Origin of the sequence: Nocardia sp. NPDC087230, from assembly GCF_044744725.1 — a bacterium.
Taxonomy (GTDB): Bacteria; Actinomycetota; Actinomycetes; order Mycobacteriales; family Mycobacteriaceae; genus Nocardia; species Nocardia canadensis.
In genome coordinates, this window is record NZ_JBIUYV010000002.1 from 645,053 (window position 1) to 660,783 (window position 15,731).

A 15,731-nucleotide genomic window follows, 5' to 3' on the forward strand; every position below is an offset into this window, starting at 1 on the left:
TGCGAAATTCGGGCAGTCGTCGGCGAACGCCTCGCACAGGTTGCGGGGATGAACCGGCGGGGTTCGGATGATCGCCGAGGCCACCGAACACAACCCACCGAGCACGCTTGGTAACCGGGTGTTCCGTGCTAGCGGGCGGTGAGGCCGAGTAATCGGCACGCCGCCCGTTTCGATGTGTGGGGAAGCCTCAGCCCGCGGCCGCGTCGGCGATCGAGTTCGCCTCCCTGGCACCGTCTTCGAGCGCGCCCGCGCAGAACAGCACCCAGCCGCCGACCCCCTCCGGCGTGCCCATGCCGAACCCGGCCGCCGCGTCCAGGTAGGCCTGGCGACGTCGCAGCCAGAACACCTCCGGTACGCCTAGGCTACGCGGGTCGAGCCCGCTCGACACCGTCACCAGGCGCGACGCCGCCCGCGCGACGACACCGTCGGCGGTGCCGAAGGGTCGCAGCGACAGCAGCTCACCGTGCACGACCGCCGCGATCACCGGCGCGGGCGCCTTGCTCGCCTGGACGGTCTGCACCAGCATGTCCAGCCGCTCGGCGACGCCGGGCGTCGCGCGCGGCCTGCCGAGCTCCTGCTCGTCGGCGACCAGGTCGGCGGCGGCGAGCAGATGCAGCCGGGCCAGCGCCTGCAGCGGCGCGCGCTGCCAGGTGCCGACCAGGTTCGTCAGCGCGTCACCGTCGAGTGCCTGGCCGACGCGCAGCGCGCCGGCCAGCACCGGATCACCGACCTTCCCGTCGGCGGGCAGGTCGGTGCTCGCGCCCTCGATGGCGGCCGAGGACCGCGCGGCGCGCACAGCCGCCTCGGCGGCGGTCGTCGCCCAGCCACGGCGGTTCGACTTGTGCCGATGCACCGCGGCGAGCGCGTCGCGGGCCTTGTCGGCGGCCTCACGCACGCCGGGCAGGTCGACCAGGGGCTGCAGCGGATCAGTCACGGCATACGAGGCTACCGGCCGACCACCGCGCCGCCGACGACCACGTGCAGTCCGCGCACCCCGGGCCAGGTGCGGTCCGGCCACAGTTCCTCGGCCAACCGCTTGGCAGCCGGGGTCAGCGCCCGGCGCCTGCGCGATTCCAGCTCGGCCTGCCGTTCGGCCTGAATGCGATCCATCGGCGTCTCCTACCCCTGCGATCCACACCGCACCACCTCGGACCCCGCTCACGGTACGCCGGTGAACTGCCCGGACGCGGCGTTTCGCCCGGCTGGAGCCGGACCGGGAACGCCCGCCGAACCTCACCCCGTGAGCAGCTCCCGTCCCGGAATCGCCTCCAGCAGCGCCCGCGTGTAGTCCTGCGCGGGCGCCGCGAACACCTCGTCGGTGGTCGCGGTCTCGACGACCTTGCCCGCCCGCATGACGAGCACGTTGTCGGCGATCTGCCGGACCACCGCCAGGTCGTGGGTGATGAACAGATACGTCAGGCCCAGCTCGGCCTGCAGATCGTTGAGCAGGGTGAGGATCTGTGCCTGCACCAGGACATCGAGCGCCGAGACCGCCTCGTCGCAGACCACCAGCTCGGGCGAGAGCGCCAGCGCCCGCGCGATCGCGACCCGCTGACGCTGCCCGCCCGAGAGCTCGTTCGGATAGCGGCGCAGCACCGACGACGGCAGCGACACCTTGTCGAGCAGGTCCCGCACCGCCTTCTCCCGTTCGGCCGGGGTACCGATCTTGTGCACCCGCAGCGGCTCCTCGATGGTGCGGAAGATCGAGTACATCGGGTCGAGCGAGCCGTAGGGGTTCTGGAAGATCGGCTGCACGCGGCGGCGGAAGGCGAACGCGCCCTTGGTGTCCAGCGCGGCCACGTCCTTGCCGTCGAAGACCACGCTGCCCGCGGTCGGTTCGAGCAGGCCGAGCACCAGCTGGGCGATGGTCGACTTGCCGGAGCCGGACTCGCCGACGATCGCGGTGGTCGTCCCCCGGTCGACGGAGAAGCTCACGTCGTCGACGGCCACGAAGTCCGTGGACTGCCACGGCCGCTTGCCGCGAATCTTGAACGCCTTGGTCAGGTTCCGCACCTCGAGCACGGTGTCGCCGACGTTGTCGCCCGCCTCGGCCACCTCCACGGCCTGCGCGCGCACGGCGGCCCGCTGCCGCGAGGACGACATCCGCTGCGCCGCCAGCGACGGCGCCGAACTGACCAGCTTCTTGGTGTAGGCGTGCTGTGGATCGCGCAGGATCTGCAGCGCCGGTCCGGATTCCACGACCCGGCCGCGATACATCACCACCAGGTGTTCGGCCCGTTCGGCGGCCAGGCCGAGGTCGTGGGTGATCAGCAGCACCGCGGTCCCCAGCTCGGTGGTGAGCTGTTCGAGATGGCCGAGGATCTGCCGCTGCACGGTGACGTCCAGCGCCGAGGTCGGCTCGTCGGCGATGAGCAGCTTCGGCCGGCAGGACAGCCCGATCGCGATGAGCGCGCGCTGGCGCATACCGCCGGAGAACTCGTGCGGATACTGGTTCACCCGCCGCTCGGCATCCGACATGCCCGCCTCGGCGAGCAGCTCGACCGCGCGTCGGCGGGCCGCGTCACCGGTGGCGATGCCATTGGCCGCCAGGGTCTCCCGGATCTGGAAGCCGATCTTCCACACCGGGTTCAGGTTCGACATCGGGTCCTGCGGGACCAGGCCGATGCCGTTGCCGCGGATCGCGACGATCTCCTTCTCCGACGCCGTGGTCAGGTCGGTGCCGTCGAACAGGATCTGCCCGCCGGTGACCTTGCCGGTGCCGGGCAGCAGGTCGATGATCGCGTGCGCGGTCGTCGACTTGCCCGACCCCGACTCACCGACGATGGCGACGGTCTGACCGGGGAAGACAGTGAGATTCACCCCGCGCACGGCGGGCACCGGCGTGCCGTCGGTGGTGAAACACACGTCGAGGTCGCGGATCTCGAGCAGCGGGGTGGCGTCACTCATCGGGTGCGCTCCTTCGGATCGAGCGCGTCGCGCACCGCGTCGCCGAGCAGGATGAAGCTCAGCACCGTGATGGCCAGCGCGGCCGCCGGGTAGAACAGGATCGGCGAGGTACGGATCTCGTACTTCGCGCGGGCGATGTCGGCGCCCCAGGCCACGATGTCGGGCGGCAGGCCGACGCCGAGGAACGACAGGGTCGCCTCGGTGACGATGAAGACGCCGAGCCACAGCGTGGCGACCACGATCAGCGGACCGGCCGCGTTGGGCAGCACATGCCGCACCAGCGTCCCCAGCCGCGACACTCCCAGTGCCTTGGCCGCGGTGACGTATTCGCTGTTCTTGGCCTCGATCACCGCGCCGCGAGCGATGCGCGCCGCCTGCGGCCAGGTGAAGGCGACGAGGATCAGGATCACCGTCAGCACCGTCGTCGGCCGCAGCAGCTGCAACAGCACGATCGCCGCCAGCACCATCGGGATGGCGTAGAAGATCTCGGCGATCCGCGAGACCACGGTGTCGAGGAAGCCACCGTAGAACCCCGACAGCGCGCCGAGGACCCCGCCGACCAGCAGGAACAGCATGGCCGCTCCGACACCGACGCTGACCGAGGCCCGCGCGCCGTAGATGGTGCGCGCGTAGACATCGCAGCCCTGCTTGTCGAAACCGAACGGGTGGCCGGGGCGGGGGCCGTCCATGCCGAACTCGCCCAGGCACAGCTTCGGATCCTGGCTGGTGAACAGCGACGGCCACACCACGACCAGCAGCACCAGCACGATCAGCACGACCGCGACCAGGAACACCGGATTGCGGCGCAACCGCCGCCACGCGTCGCCCCAGATGCTGGTCGGCGTGCCCGCCTCGACCACCCGATCGGTGGCCAGCACCTCCACCTCGTCGGCGGGGGCCACGAAATGCTGTTGGCTCTCATGCATAACGGATCCTCGGGTCGAGCGCGGCGTAGAGCAGGTCGATGATCAGGTTGGTCACCAGGAACACCACGACGAGCACCGTCACGAACGACACCACCGTGGGCGGCTCGCCGCGGGTGATCGCCTGGTAGATGGTGCCGCCGACGCCGGGAATGTTGAAGATGCCCTCGGTGACGATGGCGCCCGCCATCAGCGCACCGAAATCGGCGCCGAGAAAGGTCACCACCGGGATCATCGAATTCCGCAGGATGTGCACGGTCACCACGCGCCTGCGGCCGAGCCCCTTCGCCGTCGCGGTGCGCACGTAGTCGGCGGATTTGTTCTCCGCCACCGAGTTACGCGTCAGCCGCAGCACGTAGGCGAACGACAGCGACCCGAGCACGAACGCCGGAACGAGCAATTCCCCCAGGCTCGCGTTCCCGGTGACGGTGACCGGCGCGATCCCCCATTTGACGCCGAGGAAGAACTGCGCCAGATAACCGACGACGAACACCGGCAGGGCGATGATCACCAGGCTGGCGATCAGCATCGCCGAATCGAAGAGCTTGCCCTTGCGCAGGCCCGCGATCAGGCCGAACACGATGCCGAAGAAGCCCTCGATGAGCACCGCGAGAAACGCGAGCCGGATCGTGATCGGGAAGGCGCGCTCGAGTTCCTCGCGCACCGGCCTCCCCGAGAACGAGGTGCCGAAATCGAGGGTGAGAATCCCCTTCAGATAGTGCAGATACTGCACGATGAACGGCTGATCGAGGTGATACCGGGCGCGCAATGCCGCCTCGGCCGCCGGGGTCAGCGGTTTCTCCCCGGCCAGCGCCTTGATCGGGTCGCCGGGGATCAGGAACACCATCGCGTAGATCAGCAGCGTCGCGCCGAGGAAGACCGGGATCATCTGGAGCAGGCGCCGAACTATGTACCAAGCCATCATTCCTCCGAAAACGACTGGGGCCGAGCCACGGAGGTGGCCCGGCCCAGTACCGAGTGGTTACTTCTCGATGTTCTCGAAGTCGAACAGACCGTTCCAGGCCAGTTCGGCCTTGGTGACCCGGTCGGATCGGCCCGCGGCGGCGACATAGTCGAACACCGGGATGTCGGCCATGTCCTTGATCATGATCGTCTGCGCCTGGGCGATCAGCTTGTAGGACTCCTGCTGGGTCGGCGCGGCCATGGCGGCGTCGAAGAGGCGGTCGACCTCCGGGTTGTTGTAGTCGACGTTATTGGTGTCGGAGTAGCTGTAGTACTGCGAGGACAGGAACTGCATCATCGTCGGGTAGTCGCCCTGCCAGCCGTAGCGGAAGGCAGTGCCGATGGTCTTGGCGTTCACCGCGTCACGCACGTTCTTGAACGTGGGCACCGGGTTGGCGACCGCGTCGATCCCGAGGGTGTTCTTCACGCTGTTGGCCACGGCCTCGATCCAGGCCTGGTGGCCGCCGTCGGAGTTGTAGGTGATCGTGTACTTGCCCGACCACGGCGAGATCGCGTCGGCCTGCGCCCACAGCTTCTTGGCCTGATCGGGGTTGTAGTCGAACACCTCCGAGCCGGGCAGGTTGCCGTCGAAGCCGGGCAGCGTCGAGGCGGTGAAATCGCGGGCGGGAATGCGCAATCCGTTGAAGATCTTGTCGATGATCTGCGGGCGGTTGATCGCCATCGAGATCGCCTTGCGGCGCAGCACGCCTTCCTCACCACCGAAATGCGGCACGGTGGTCTGGATGCCGATGTGCTGGTTCTGCGCGGTCGGCTTGGTGATCGCGCGGTCGCCGAGATCGCTCTTGTACGAGGTCAGCGCACTGTCGGGAATGGTGTCGAGAGTGTCGAGATTGCCCGCCTGCAGATCGGCGTAGGCGGTGTCGAAGGACTGGTACATGACGAACCGCAGGCCCTTGTTCTTGGCCGGGCGGCCGCCGGGGTAATCCGGGTTGGGCTTCAGGTCGATCTTGACGTTGTGTTCCCAGGAGCCGAAGGCGTAGGGACCGTTGCCGATCGGGTTCTCGCCGAAGGCCTTCATGTCCTTGAAGGCGGCATCGGGCAGCGGATAGAACGGGGCGTAGCCGAGGGCGCTCTCGAAATCGATCGAGGGGGATTTCAGCTCCACGGTGAAGGTGCGGTCGTCGACCACCTTCAGACCCGACATCGTCTGCGCCTTGGGCTGTTCGGCATTTACCTCGTCGAATCCGACAATGGGGGTGAACACGTAACTCTGCAGCTGAGCGTTGGAGGCGAGCGCGCCGTAGTTCCACGCGTCCACGAAGGACTTGGCGGTCACCGTCGTGCCATCGGTGAACTTCCAGTTCGGCTTGATGGTGATCCGGTACGACTTGCGATCGGCGGTCTCGATCTTCTCCGCCATCTCGTCGTGCGCCTCACCGGTGGCGTCGTAGTACTTCAGCCCGGCGAACAAACGGTCGACGACGCGACCACCCATGTTCTCGTTGGTGTTGGTCGGCACCAACGGATTCTGCGGTTCCCCCGCGTTGGTGGTGACAATGCTCGCGTCAGCACTGTCGTCGGACGAGCACGCGGTCAGGCCGAGGCTTGTGGCCGCCAGGCCCGCTGCGATCAGCGCGGTCGCTCTGATGAATCTCAACGCTCTCTCCCGGTTCGATTCCCGTGGCATAACGCTCGGAGGTTAGCCACTTCGGCCCGGTTTTTCAGTGAACCGAGCCTTTTTCGCTTCACATGTATCAGTACGGTTACTCGACGGAAACGCAGGAAAAAATGCCGAACCCCTCATGTTCGGCAGAAAAATATGAACAATTCTCGGAACCATCAGCTGAACGGTTGATTTAAAACGATAGCCCGCGACCGGCCGGTCTGTCCGCGAAGTCATCGGATGAACCGGCGCCGATTGACCGTGCCGAAACCTTGCCGACACAACGCCGACGAGAGCGCGACCGGGTTGACTACGCTCGAGGGAGCAGGGGTGAGCCCCGCCCGACCGACCCGACCGCACCAGGCATGTGAGGCTGATTCGACATGACCGAAACCGCTGCAGGACACCAGGACTCGTATCCGCCGAGCGCGGAGTTCGCCGCCTCCGCCAACGCGGGCGCCGACCTCTACGAGCGCGGCGAGACCGACCGTGACGGCTTCTGGGCCGAGCAGGCCAACCGGCTGCACTGGCACACGCCGTTCACCCAGGTGCTCGACTGGAGCGACGCCCCGGTCGCGCGCTGGTTCGCCGACGGCGAGCTCAACGTCGCCTACAACTGCGTCGACCGCCACGTCATCGACGGACACGGCGACCAGGTCGCCATCCACTGGGAAGGCGAACCGGGCGACTCCCGCGACATCACCTACCGCGAACTGCTCGAGGAAGTCTCTCGCGCCGCCAATTACCTCACCGAACTCGGCCTCGAGGCGGGCGATCGCGTCGCGATCTACATGCCGATGGTGCCCGAGGCGATCGTGTCGATGCTGGCCTGCGCGCGGCTGGGTCTCACCCACTCGGTGGTGTTCGCCGGCTTCTCGCCGACGGCGCTGCGCCAGCGCGTCGACGACGCCGAGGCCCGGCTGATCATCACCACCGACGGTCAGTGGCGACGCGGCAAGCCCGCGCCACTCAAGGGGGCCGTCGACGAGGCGCTCGCCGCCAAGGGCGATGTGCCGTCCTCGGTCGAGCACGTGCTCGTCGTGCGCCGGGTCGGTACCGAGGTGCCGTGGACCGATGAACGCGACCTGTGGTGGCACGAAACCGTCGGGACCGCTTCGCCTTCCCACGAAGCCCAGCCCTTCCCCGCCGAACACCCCCTGTTCATCCTCTACACCTCCGGCACCACCGGAAAACCCAAAGGCATCCTGCACACCACCGGCGGCTACCTCACCCAAGCCGCCTACACCCACCACAACGTCTTCGACCACAAACCCGGCACCGACATCTACTGGTGCACCGCCGACATCGGCTGGGTCACCGGCCACAGCTACATCGTCTACGGACCCCTCGCCAACCGCGCCACCCAAGTCATCTACGAAGGCACCCCCAACTCCCCCAACGAACACCGCCACTTCGAGATCATCGAAAAATACGGCGTCACCATCTACTACACCGCCCCCACCCTGATCCGCACCTTCATGAAATGGGGACGCGAGATCCCCGACGCCCACAACCTCACCACCCTGCGCCTGCTCGGCTCCGTCGGCGAACCCATCAACCCCGAAGCCTGGCGCTGGTACCGAGACGTCCTCGGCGCCAACAAGACCCCGATCGTCGACACCTGGTGGCAAACCGAAACCGGCGCCATCATGATCTCGCCACTGCCCGGCGTCACCGCGGCCAAGCCCGGCGCGGCCATGCGCGCACTGCCCGGCATCTCGGCGACGGTCGTCGACGAGGAGGGCAAGCCGGTGCAGCTCGGCGAGACCGAGGCCAACGGCTACCTGGTGCTGGACAAGCCGTGGCCGTCGATGCTGCGCGGCATCTGGGGCGACATGGAGCGGTACAAGGCCACCTACTGGGAGCGCTACGCCGAGCAGGGCTGGTACTTCGCCGGTGACGGCGCCAAGCTCGACGCCGACGGCGACCTGTGGGTGCTCGGCCGGGTCGACGACGTCATGAACGTCTCCGGGCACCGCATCTCCACCGCCGAGGTCGAGTCCGCGCTCGTCGGGCACCCGGCCGTGGCCGAGGCCGCCGTCGTCGGCGCCAGCGACGCGACCACCGGGCAGGGCATCGTCGCCTTCGTCATCCTCACCGGCGACGCGGCGGGCCGCGCCGGTGACGGCCTGGTCGACGAGCTGAAGGCCGAGGTGTCCAAGGAGATCAGCCCGATCGCCAAGCCGCGCGAGATCCACATCGTGCCCGAGCTGCCCAAGACCCGCAGCGGCAAGATCATGCGCCGACTGCTGCGCGATGTGGCCGAGGGCCGCGAACTCGGCGACACCTCGACCCTGGTCGACCCCGGCGTCTTCGAGGCGATTCGCGCCGGCGGCAACTGAGGCGGGACGCGCCGCGAAGGCGCAGGATACGGCCGGTGACCTCCGATGTCACCGGCCGTATCCGTTAGAATCTCGTTCAGGTGTGCCGGGAAGACTGGTCGGCATGCGGTCGTGAATCTCCAGGCGCCGCCGGATGGGATGAGCGCCCGCAGCGCCGTCCACCCCGCCGAAAGGCCCACCGTGATCACCCGTGTTCGCTCCGAGCTCACCCGCTATCTACGCACCGAAACCGTCGGTGGCGCGCTGCTGCTCGTCGCCGCCGCCATCGCCCTGATCTGGGTGAACTCGCCCTGGGGCGCGAGCTATCAGACGATGGTCGACACCCGGCTCAGCATCTCCGCCCTGCACCTGGACCTCACCCTGGCCGACTGGACCAAGGACGGGCTGCTCGCGATCTTCTTCTTCGTCGCCGGGCTGGAGCTCAAACGCGAGTTCGTCGTCGGCGAGCTGGCCGATCCGAAGCGGGCCGCGCTGCCGATCATCGCCGCCGTCGGCGGCGTCATCACCCCGGCGCTGATCGCGATCACCATCGGCCACGGTGTGCCCGGCATGGACAACGGCTGGGCGATCCCGGTCGCCACCGACATCGCCTTCGCGCTCGCGGTCCTCGCCATGACCGGCTCACGCATCCCCGCCAGCGCGCGGGTGTTCCTGCTGAGCCTGGCCGTGGTCGACGATCTGCTCGCGATCATCCTCATCGCGGTGCTGTTCACCGCGTCGCTGTCGATGCTGTGGCTCGGTGTCGCGCTGGCCTGCTGCGCCGCCTGGGCGCTGGCGCAGCGGCAGCGGCTGCACACGCCGCTGTTCTATCTTCCCGTCGCGCTGGTCTGCTGGTACGCGCTGCACGAGGCGGGCATCCACCCGACGCTGGCCGGCGTCGCGCTCGGACTGCTCACCAGAGTGCGTAAGGACCCGGGCGAGAAGATCGCGCCCGCCACCCATCTCGAGCATGTCGTGCAGCCGATCTCGGCGGGATTCTGTGTGCCGCTGTTCGCGTTGTTCGCCTCCGGCGTGCCGCTGGACGCGGCGGTGTTCGGCTCGCTGTTCACCGACCGGTTGTCGCTGGCGATCATCCTCGGACTGCTGCTCGGCAAGACGATCGGCATCTTCGGGATCAGCTGGCTCGCGATCCGTTTCGGCGTGGCGAAACGACCGGCGGGGCTGGAGTATCGCGACATGTTCGCCCTGTCGGTACTCGGCGCGATCGGGTTCACCGTTAGCCTGCTGGTGGCGGAACTCGCGCTGGCCGATGTCGGTGACGACGCCATCGATCTGGCGAAGGCCGCCGTCCTGGTGACCTCCATGGCAGCATCGCTGCTCGGATCGGCGCTACTGTTGCGCCGAGGACGTGTGCACCAGGCGCGCCGCGACGCGGACGAGCTACAACCGGACAGTGAGGCCTAGTAGTGCCAGGACAGGGAGAAGGGTCGACGAAGTGAGTTACACCCAAGGCGGAAATGACGGTCGCACGGTCACTTCCATCCCGTTGACCGACGCCAACCCGCCCGGATCGGCGAGTATCGGCAGCCTCGTCCGCGATGCGACCGAGCAGATGTCCACCCTGGTCCGCGCCGAGGTCGCGCTGGCCAAGGCCGAGGTCACCGCCGAGGTCCGCAAGGGACTCACCGGCAGCGTGTTCTTCATCCTCGCGTTGACCGTGCTGCTGTTCAGCTCGTTCTTCTTTTTCTTCTTCCTCGCCGAACTGCTGGACGTGTGGCTGTACCGCTGGGCCGCGTTCCTGATCGTGTTCGTGCTGATGGTGGCGGCCACCGCGCTGCTCGCCCTGCTCGGCTGGCTGAAGGTCCGCAAACTGCGGGCGCCGGAGAAGACGATCAATTCGCTCAAGCAGACCGCCGAGGTCCTGCCCGCGGCGCTCACCCACAGTGAGCACGCTCCCGCGCTGGAGAAGTCGACCCGTCGATGACGCGCCGGGCGGGCCCGGTCGCGACGGCCGGACCCGCCTACTAGGCTCGATCGGCGTGTCGTCCAACTCATTCCCGGATCCGTCCAGCGTCCGTTACGACGGACCGTGGACCCACCGGGACGTGCACGCCAACGGGATCCGTTTCCACGTCGTCGAGGCCGACGGAACGGACCGTGCCGATGCCCCGCTGGTGCTGCTGCTGCACGGCTTCGCCGACTTCTGGTGGTCGTGGCGGCACCAGCTGACCGGGCTCACCCAGCACGGGTACCGGACCGTCGCCGTCGACCTGCGCGGGTACGGCGACACCGACAAGCCACCACGCGGCTATGACGGCTGGACCCTCGCCGGTGACATCGCCGGCCTGATCCGGGCGCTCGGCCACACCGAGGCCACGCTCGTCGGGCACGCCGAGGGCGGCCTGGTCTGCTGGGCCACCGCCGTGCTGCATCCCCGGCTGGTCCGCACGATCGCGCTGGTGAGCTCGCCGCACCCGGCGGCGTTGAAGAGCGCGGTACTGCGCGATCGGGCCCAGCGCGCCACCTGGCTGCCGGACTTCCTGCGCTACCAGCTGCCGCGCTACCCGGAACACCTGCTCACCCGCCGCGACGGCGCCGAGGTCGAGCGGCTGCTGCGTGAGCGGGTCGGCGAAACCTGGTCACGGACGGCAGAATTCGCCGAGACCGCGGCCCGGATGCGCACCGCCATCCGGATTCCCGGCGCCGCGCACAGCGCGCTGGAGTACCAGCGGTGGGCCTTCCGCAGCCAGTGGCGCCCCGACGGCAAGCGGTTCATGGCCACCATGCGCACGCCGATCGGCATTCCGGTGCTCGGGCTGCGCGGCGAACACGATCCGTATCTGCTGCCCACCACGTTCCACCGGGGGGCGCGCCTGTCGCCGGATCGGACGCTGGTGTCGATTCCCCGAGCCGGGCACTACGCGCACCAGGAGAACCCCGGCAAGGTCAACGAGGTACTGACCACCCGCTGGCGCGAACAGAACGGCGTCAACGGGTCGCCCAAGGACGGCTTGGTCTCCCCCTGAACGAGTTCGTCCCGGGCGGCTGGTGCCACCCGGGACGATTCGTCTCAGCTCAGGACGCAGGCCCCGGTGGGAACCGGAGCGCCGCTGGTCTGCGCGGCCGCCAGTTCCGGGGCGATCTCGTGCAGGGTCAGCACGTAGCCGGTGTCGTCGTCGGTGACGGCGGCACCGAAGACCACGCCGAGCACCTGGCCCTCGGTGTCGACCAGCGGTCCGCCCGAGTTACCGGCCCGGACCTGGCCGCGCACCGTGTACACCTCGCGCTCGACGGTGCCGTCGCGGTGGATCGTCGGGCCGGTGAGGTCGAGGGTCTCGCGAACACGAGCGGCGCTGGCCGTGTACGGGCCGCCGCCCGGGTAGCCGAGCACGATCGCGCTCTCCCCCGAGCTCGCCGCCTGCGGCGCCTGCGGCACGACCGGCGCGGTCAGTCCGGGCACGTCGAGGACCGCGATGTCCTTGGACGGGTCGAACAGCACCACGCTGGCCTCCATCGGCCCACGCGCGGTATCGACCGACACGCTGGTGGTGCCCGCGACGACGTGCGCGTTGGTCATCACCCGTTCCGGCGCGACGACGAAGCCGGAGCCCTCCAGCGCCCGCTGGCAGCTGGGCGCGACACCGCGAATGCGCAGCACGCTCTGCTGTAGCGAGGCCGCGACCGGGCTGGCGAGCACACTCGCGTCCGGCGGTTCGACCGCGGCGATCGGTGCCCGGCCGAACGGTCCGATGACGTCCGGCAGCCCGGAGGTGTTGAGCAGCCGCGAGAATTCGTTGGGCAGCTTGCGCAACCAGCTCGGCGCGACCTCGTTGACGTCGGCGAGCACCCGCGATCCGTTGATCGCGGCGGCGACGCCGGGTTGCGAGGCCGTGGCCAGCGGCAGGGCCAGCAACCATGCCGCGACCAGCACGGTCGCCGCCTGTAGCACCGCGCCGATGACGCTGTCCACACTGCGCGCCACGGGATGACGCATGCTGCTGCGCGCCGCGCGGCCGAGCACCATGCCCGCGACCTCGCCGACGATCACCAGCAGCACGATCAGCAGGATGCCGCCGAGGACCCGGCTGCGCCCCTCGCTGAGGTGTTTGAGGATGTGCGGCGCGATCAGAATGCCGGCGACCGCACCCAGCGCGACGCCGAAGAAGGCCAGCGCCGACGCCACCGCGCCCTGCCGCCAGCCGGTCGACGCCGCCACCAGTGCGATCAGCACGACCGCGATATCGAGCCATACCGAGGCGCTCATACTTCCGCCTCACTGACGCTCGGCTCCAGCATGACCGCCGTGGCGGCTGCCCCGCTAGGCCGCTCGCTGCGCTCGCTCACAGGGTCATTCCGACCGCAGCCAGCGAGCTCTCCAAGTCACGCACGTCGCCCCGATCCCAGTCTCGTTCCCACCCAGCCGTTTTGATGATTCCGGCGAGGATACCGCCGGTGAGTCCCCAGACCAGCATGCCGTCGACCTGGAAAGCGGGACTCTGGTAGCCGAGACTGCCACGCACCATGAATCTGTGTGCCGGATCGAGCAATTCGGTCAGCGGAATACGGACGACACGCTCGGTTTCCGCCGGATCGACGACGCCGACCGCGCTGGGTGCTCGCCAGTAGCCGAGGACCGGAGTCACGTCGAATTTCGACGGCGGAACGAACAATTTCGGCAGCATGGCGAATGGCTGCACGCCCGCGGGGTCCAGGCCGGTCTCCTCGGCGGCCTCGCGCAGCGCGGTGCCGACCGGGCCGTCGTCGCCGGGGTCCTCGGCGCCGCCGGGGAAGGCGATCTGACCGCGGTGCTGGCGCATGGTCGACGCGCGCTGGGTGAGCAGCACGTCGGCATCGGCGGGCAAGCCGCCCGGCGCGGCGGGATCGGCGTCGGGCGAACCGCCGAAGAGGACGAGCACGGCGGCCTGACGCGGCTTGCCGGTGATCGACATGGCCCGGCGCAGGGCGCGGGAGACGGCGAGGGTGTCGTCGGCGTCGGGCCCGCCGTGCCGGATCGCGGCGGTCAGCCAGGACGGAAGACCGGACTCGTCCAGCCGTAGTACACCGTTCATCACAACGTCCTTCGTCATACCGCGATCCGAACGCCGAGCTCCTCGGCCACCGTATCGGCGATGTCGGCGACATCGGCGAACGTGCGGACCTCGACACTGGCAATCGTGCCGTCCGCACGCACGAGCACCGACACCGGGAGTACCGCGGGCGCGCCGACGGCGGTGCGCACGCTCGCCCGCGGGTCCTCGACACCGGGCAGCGTGACGCCCAATCCGTCGAGTCGCGACAGCGCCTTCACCTCGTCGGGGTCGCTGTGCACGGTCAGCACGGTGAGCTGCGAGCCCGCGCGCTGCGCGAATTCCTGCAGGTGGGGCAGCTCGACGGCGCACGGACCGCACCAGTAGGCCCACAGATTGAGCAGCGCGGGCTTGCCGCCGAGCGCGGCGGCGAGGTCGACGGGCCCGCCGTCGGCGAGACAGTGCAGGGAGATCCCGGCCAGCGGACCCGATCCGGGCGCCTGCGCCGGCGCCGGACACGGGGCCAGGCCCGCCGCCGCCCGCTGCTCGGCCGACGCCGTCGCTGGCTGCTCGACCTGCGACGCCGACGGGCCGGCGTCCTCGGAACCACCGCGCGGCCACAGCGCCACCGCCGCGGCGACGACCAGGATCAGCGCGGCCAGCGCCCAGCGGAAGGCGGGCCGCCGCACCGGCGACGGTTCGGCGGGATCACTCACAGGCCGACCATATCGAGCAGATGTTCGCGCTCAGGACCCTTGACCAGTTCGGCCGCCGCCACCGGATCGGTCGGCCCGATCCCGAACGACGGGCAGTCGTTGGCGAGGACACAGGCGCCGCAAGCGGGCTTACGCGCATGACACACCCGGCGACCGTGAAAGATCACCCGATGCGAGAGCATCGTCCACTCCTTGCGCTCGATCAGCTCGCCGACCGCGTGTTCGACCTTGACCGGATCCTCGTCCTCGGTCCACTTCCAGCGCCGCACCAGCCTGCCGAAGTGGGTGTCGACGGTGATTCCGGGCACATCGAAGGCATTGCCGAGGATGACGTTCGCAGTCTTGCGTCCGATGCCCGGCAGCTTCACCAGTTCCGGCAGGGTGTGAGGCAATTCACCGTCGAATTCGCTGACCAGCGCCTGCCCGAGCCCGATCAGCGAACTGGTCTTGTTCCGGTAGAAGCCCGTCGGCCGGATGTATTCCTCCAGCTCGGCCCGGTTGGCCCCGGCGTAGTCGCGCGCGCTGCGGTACTTCGCGAACAGCGCGGGAGTGGTGAGGTTCACGCGGACGTCGGTGCACTGGGCCGACAGGATCGTCGCGACGGCCAGCTCCAGCGGCGTGGTGAAATCCAGCTCGCAGTGCGCGTCGGGAAAGGCCGCACCGAGGGTGCGGTTCATCCGACGTGCCCGGCGGACGAGTCCGATCCGCGTTTCCGCAGCTATCGCACGGTTCTTGCGCTTACGCGCCGCGGAGATGCCGGTGGGCGCCGCAGCCGTTTCGGCGTCGCCGGCGGGCGCGGTGGAGGGGGAAACGGGCACCTGTCCACCATACGTAACCGCTACGACAACATTGGGCGGTCAGTTTGCCGCCTGTGTTCCATCTGAGACCTGGACCGTGTTTACTGCCTGTCATGCAAGGACTCGCTGTGGTGCTCTTCCCAGTGCTGTTGATGCTGTTCGCGCTGGGGATGGAGCGGGTCGAGAATCGGCTCCGAAAGCTTCTCGAACCCGACGAAGAGGTTCAGCAGTACCTGGACAACGCCAGCAACGCCGAAGTGAAAGAGCTGACGAAGCTCGGCCTCCCCGCCGCGGTCGCGCGGATGCGCAAGCGCCGCTCACGGACCGCCGAAATGGACGTCGCTCGGGCCAGCTGATCGTCGCTCCGCCGCGGGCACAACCCCCCGTTCACACTCCGCGCACAGTGCGCAATCCACTCTTTACGTGGTGTCTGTCACTGTGCTGCCGCGAGGCCGCGTAGACTGCGCTGTTGGTCGATTCGCTCGACCAGGT

15 protein-coding genes are annotated in these 15,731 nt (G+C 68.7%); 5 read left to right on the forward strand and 10 right to left on the reverse strand.

The features are described from left to right. Positions 1 to 187: 187 nt before the first annotated feature. From ACIO52_RS09275 to ACIO52_RS09300, 6 genes are all read right to left on the reverse strand, one after another. Positions 188 to 934 carry an oxidoreductase gene (locus ACIO52_RS09275; protein ID WP_218720678.1) on the reverse strand — a complete coding sequence of 249 codons (747 nt, stop codon included), beginning with the start codon at positions 932 to 934 and terminating at the stop codon, positions 188 to 190. Positions 935 to 945: 11 nt separating this feature from the next. Further along, positions 946 to 1,110, reverse strand: coding sequence for a hypothetical protein (locus ACIO52_RS09280; protein ID WP_218720677.1), 165 nt, complete (start codon positions 1,108 to 1,110; stop codon positions 946 to 948). A gap of 123 nt (positions 1,111 to 1,233) precedes the next feature. After that, positions 1,234 to 2,907: an ABC transporter ATP-binding protein gene (locus ACIO52_RS09285; protein WP_218720676.1), complete on the reverse strand. Its 1,674-nt coding sequence runs from the start codon at positions 2,905 to 2,907 to the stop codon at positions 1,234 to 1,236. Beyond that, complete coding sequence (locus tag ACIO52_RS09290; protein ID WP_218720675.1) at positions 2,904 to 3,833, reverse strand: ABC transporter permease; 930 nt, start codon at positions 3,831 to 3,833, stop codon at positions 2,904 to 2,906. Before ACIO52_RS09290 ends, ACIO52_RS09285 begins: the two co-directional genes overlap by 4 nt. Continuing rightward, the gene (locus ACIO52_RS09295; RefSeq protein ID WP_218720674.1) at positions 3,826 to 4,752 is read right to left on the reverse strand and encodes an ABC transporter permease; all 927 of its coding nucleotides are present in this window, start codon (positions 4,750 to 4,752) and stop codon (positions 3,826 to 3,828) included. Before ACIO52_RS09295 ends, ACIO52_RS09290 begins: the two co-directional genes overlap by 8 nt. 60 nt (positions 4,753 to 4,812) lie before the next feature. After that, positions 4,813 to 6,441, reverse strand: coding sequence for an ABC transporter substrate-binding protein (locus tag ACIO52_RS09300; RefSeq protein ID WP_218720673.1), 1,629 nt, complete (start codon positions 6,439 to 6,441; stop codon positions 4,813 to 4,815). A gap of 359 nt (positions 6,442 to 6,800) precedes the next feature. Here ACIO52_RS09300 and acs point away from each other — a divergent pair, with 359 nt between their 5' ends. The 4 genes from acs (at position 6,801) to ACIO52_RS09320 (ending at position 11,725) form a co-directional block, all read left to right on the forward strand. Next, the gene (acs, locus tag ACIO52_RS09305; protein ID WP_402642869.1) at positions 6,801 to 8,759 is read left to right on the forward strand and encodes an acetate--CoA ligase; all 1,959 of its coding nucleotides are present in this window, start codon (positions 6,801 to 6,803) and stop codon (positions 8,757 to 8,759) included. Between the two features lie 138 nt (positions 8,760 to 8,897). Continuing rightward, complete coding sequence (gene nhaA, locus ACIO52_RS09310; RefSeq protein WP_218715851.1) at positions 8,898 to 10,163, forward strand: Na+/H+ antiporter NhaA; 1,266 nt, start codon at positions 8,898 to 8,900, stop codon at positions 10,161 to 10,163. Between the two features lie 31 nt (positions 10,164 to 10,194). Then, positions 10,195 to 10,683, forward strand: coding sequence for a phage holin family protein (locus ACIO52_RS09315; protein ID WP_218715850.1), 489 nt, complete (start codon positions 10,195 to 10,197; stop codon positions 10,681 to 10,683). 55 nt (positions 10,684 to 10,738) lie between these two features. Next, positions 10,739 to 11,725 (forward strand): alpha/beta fold hydrolase, encoded by a 987-nt coding sequence (locus ACIO52_RS09320; RefSeq protein ID WP_218715849.1) that lies wholly within the window; start codon positions 10,739 to 10,741, stop codon positions 11,723 to 11,725. Positions 11,726 to 11,769: 44 nt separating this feature from the next. Here the strand turns inward: ACIO52_RS09320 and ACIO52_RS09325 are convergent, their stop codons facing one another. From ACIO52_RS09325 to nth, 4 genes are all read right to left on the reverse strand, one after another. Beyond that, positions 11,770 to 12,963 (reverse strand): MarP family serine protease, encoded by a 1,194-nt coding sequence (locus tag ACIO52_RS09325; RefSeq protein ID WP_218715848.1) that lies wholly within the window; start codon positions 12,961 to 12,963, stop codon positions 11,770 to 11,772. A 76-nt stretch (positions 12,964 to 13,039) separates the two neighbouring features. Then, entirely contained in the window at positions 13,040 to 13,768 is a 729-nt protein-coding gene (locus tag ACIO52_RS09330) for a CoA pyrophosphatase (protein WP_255586492.1), read from the reverse strand. A 14-nt stretch (positions 13,769 to 13,782) separates the two neighbouring features. After that, complete coding sequence (locus ACIO52_RS09335) at positions 13,783 to 14,442, reverse strand: TlpA family protein disulfide reductase (RefSeq protein ID WP_402642874.1); 660 nt, start codon at positions 14,440 to 14,442, stop codon at positions 13,783 to 13,785. Next, positions 14,439 to 15,197 (reverse strand): endonuclease III, encoded by a 759-nt coding sequence (gene nth / locus ACIO52_RS09340; protein ID WP_402643561.1) that lies wholly within the window; start codon positions 15,195 to 15,197, stop codon positions 14,439 to 14,441. The genes ACIO52_RS09335 and nth overlap by 4 nt, the downstream gene beginning before the upstream one ends. Before the next feature lie 155 nt (positions 15,198 to 15,352). On the opposite strand from nth, the gene ACIO52_RS09345 reads away from it, so the two are divergent. Beyond that, complete coding sequence (locus ACIO52_RS09345) at positions 15,353 to 15,595, forward strand: hypothetical protein (protein ID WP_255587266.1); 243 nt, start codon at positions 15,353 to 15,355, stop codon at positions 15,593 to 15,595. Positions 15,596 to 15,731: the final 136 nt, after the last annotated feature.

What these genes read in the sequence shown, in the direction of transcription:
- nhaA (WP_218715851.1), top strand. Translation starts at nt 8,898, where the DNA reads ATGAGCGCCCGCAGCGCCGTCCACCCCGCCGAAAGGCCCACCGTGATC.
- ACIO52_RS09280 (WP_218720677.1), bottom strand. Translation starts at nt 1,110, where the DNA reads ATGGATCGCATTCAGGCCGAACGGCAGGCCGAGCTGGAATCGCGCAGG.
- ACIO52_RS09290 (WP_218720675.1), bottom strand. Translation starts at nt 3,833, where the DNA reads ATGCATGAGAGCCAACAGCATTTCGTGGCCCCCGCCGACGAGGTGGAG.
- ACIO52_RS09300 (WP_218720673.1), bottom strand. Translation starts at nt 6,441, where the DNA reads ATGCCACGGGAATCGAACCGGGAGAGAGCGTTGAGATTCATCAGAGCG.
- ACIO52_RS09285 (WP_218720676.1), bottom strand. Translation starts at nt 2,907, where the DNA reads ATGAGTGACGCCACCCCGCTGCTCGAGATCCGCGACCTCGACGTGTGT.
- acs (WP_402642869.1), top strand. Translation starts at nt 6,801, where the DNA reads ATGACCGAAACCGCTGCAGGACACCAGGACTCGTATCCGCCGAGCGCG.
- ACIO52_RS09325 (WP_218715848.1), bottom strand. Translation starts at nt 12,963, where the DNA reads ATGAGCGCCTCGGTATGGCTCGATATCGCGGTCGTGCTGATCGCACTG.
- ACIO52_RS09345 (WP_255587266.1), top strand. Translation starts at nt 15,353, where the DNA reads ATGCAAGGACTCGCTGTGGTGCTCTTCCCAGTGCTGTTGATGCTGTTC.
- ACIO52_RS09295 (WP_218720674.1), bottom strand. Translation starts at nt 4,752, where the DNA reads ATGGCTTGGTACATAGTTCGGCGCCTGCTCCAGATGATCCCGGTCTTC.
- ACIO52_RS09330 (WP_255586492.1), bottom strand. Translation starts at nt 13,768, where the DNA reads ATGAACGGTGTACTACGGCTGGACGAGTCCGGTCTTCCGTCCTGGCTG.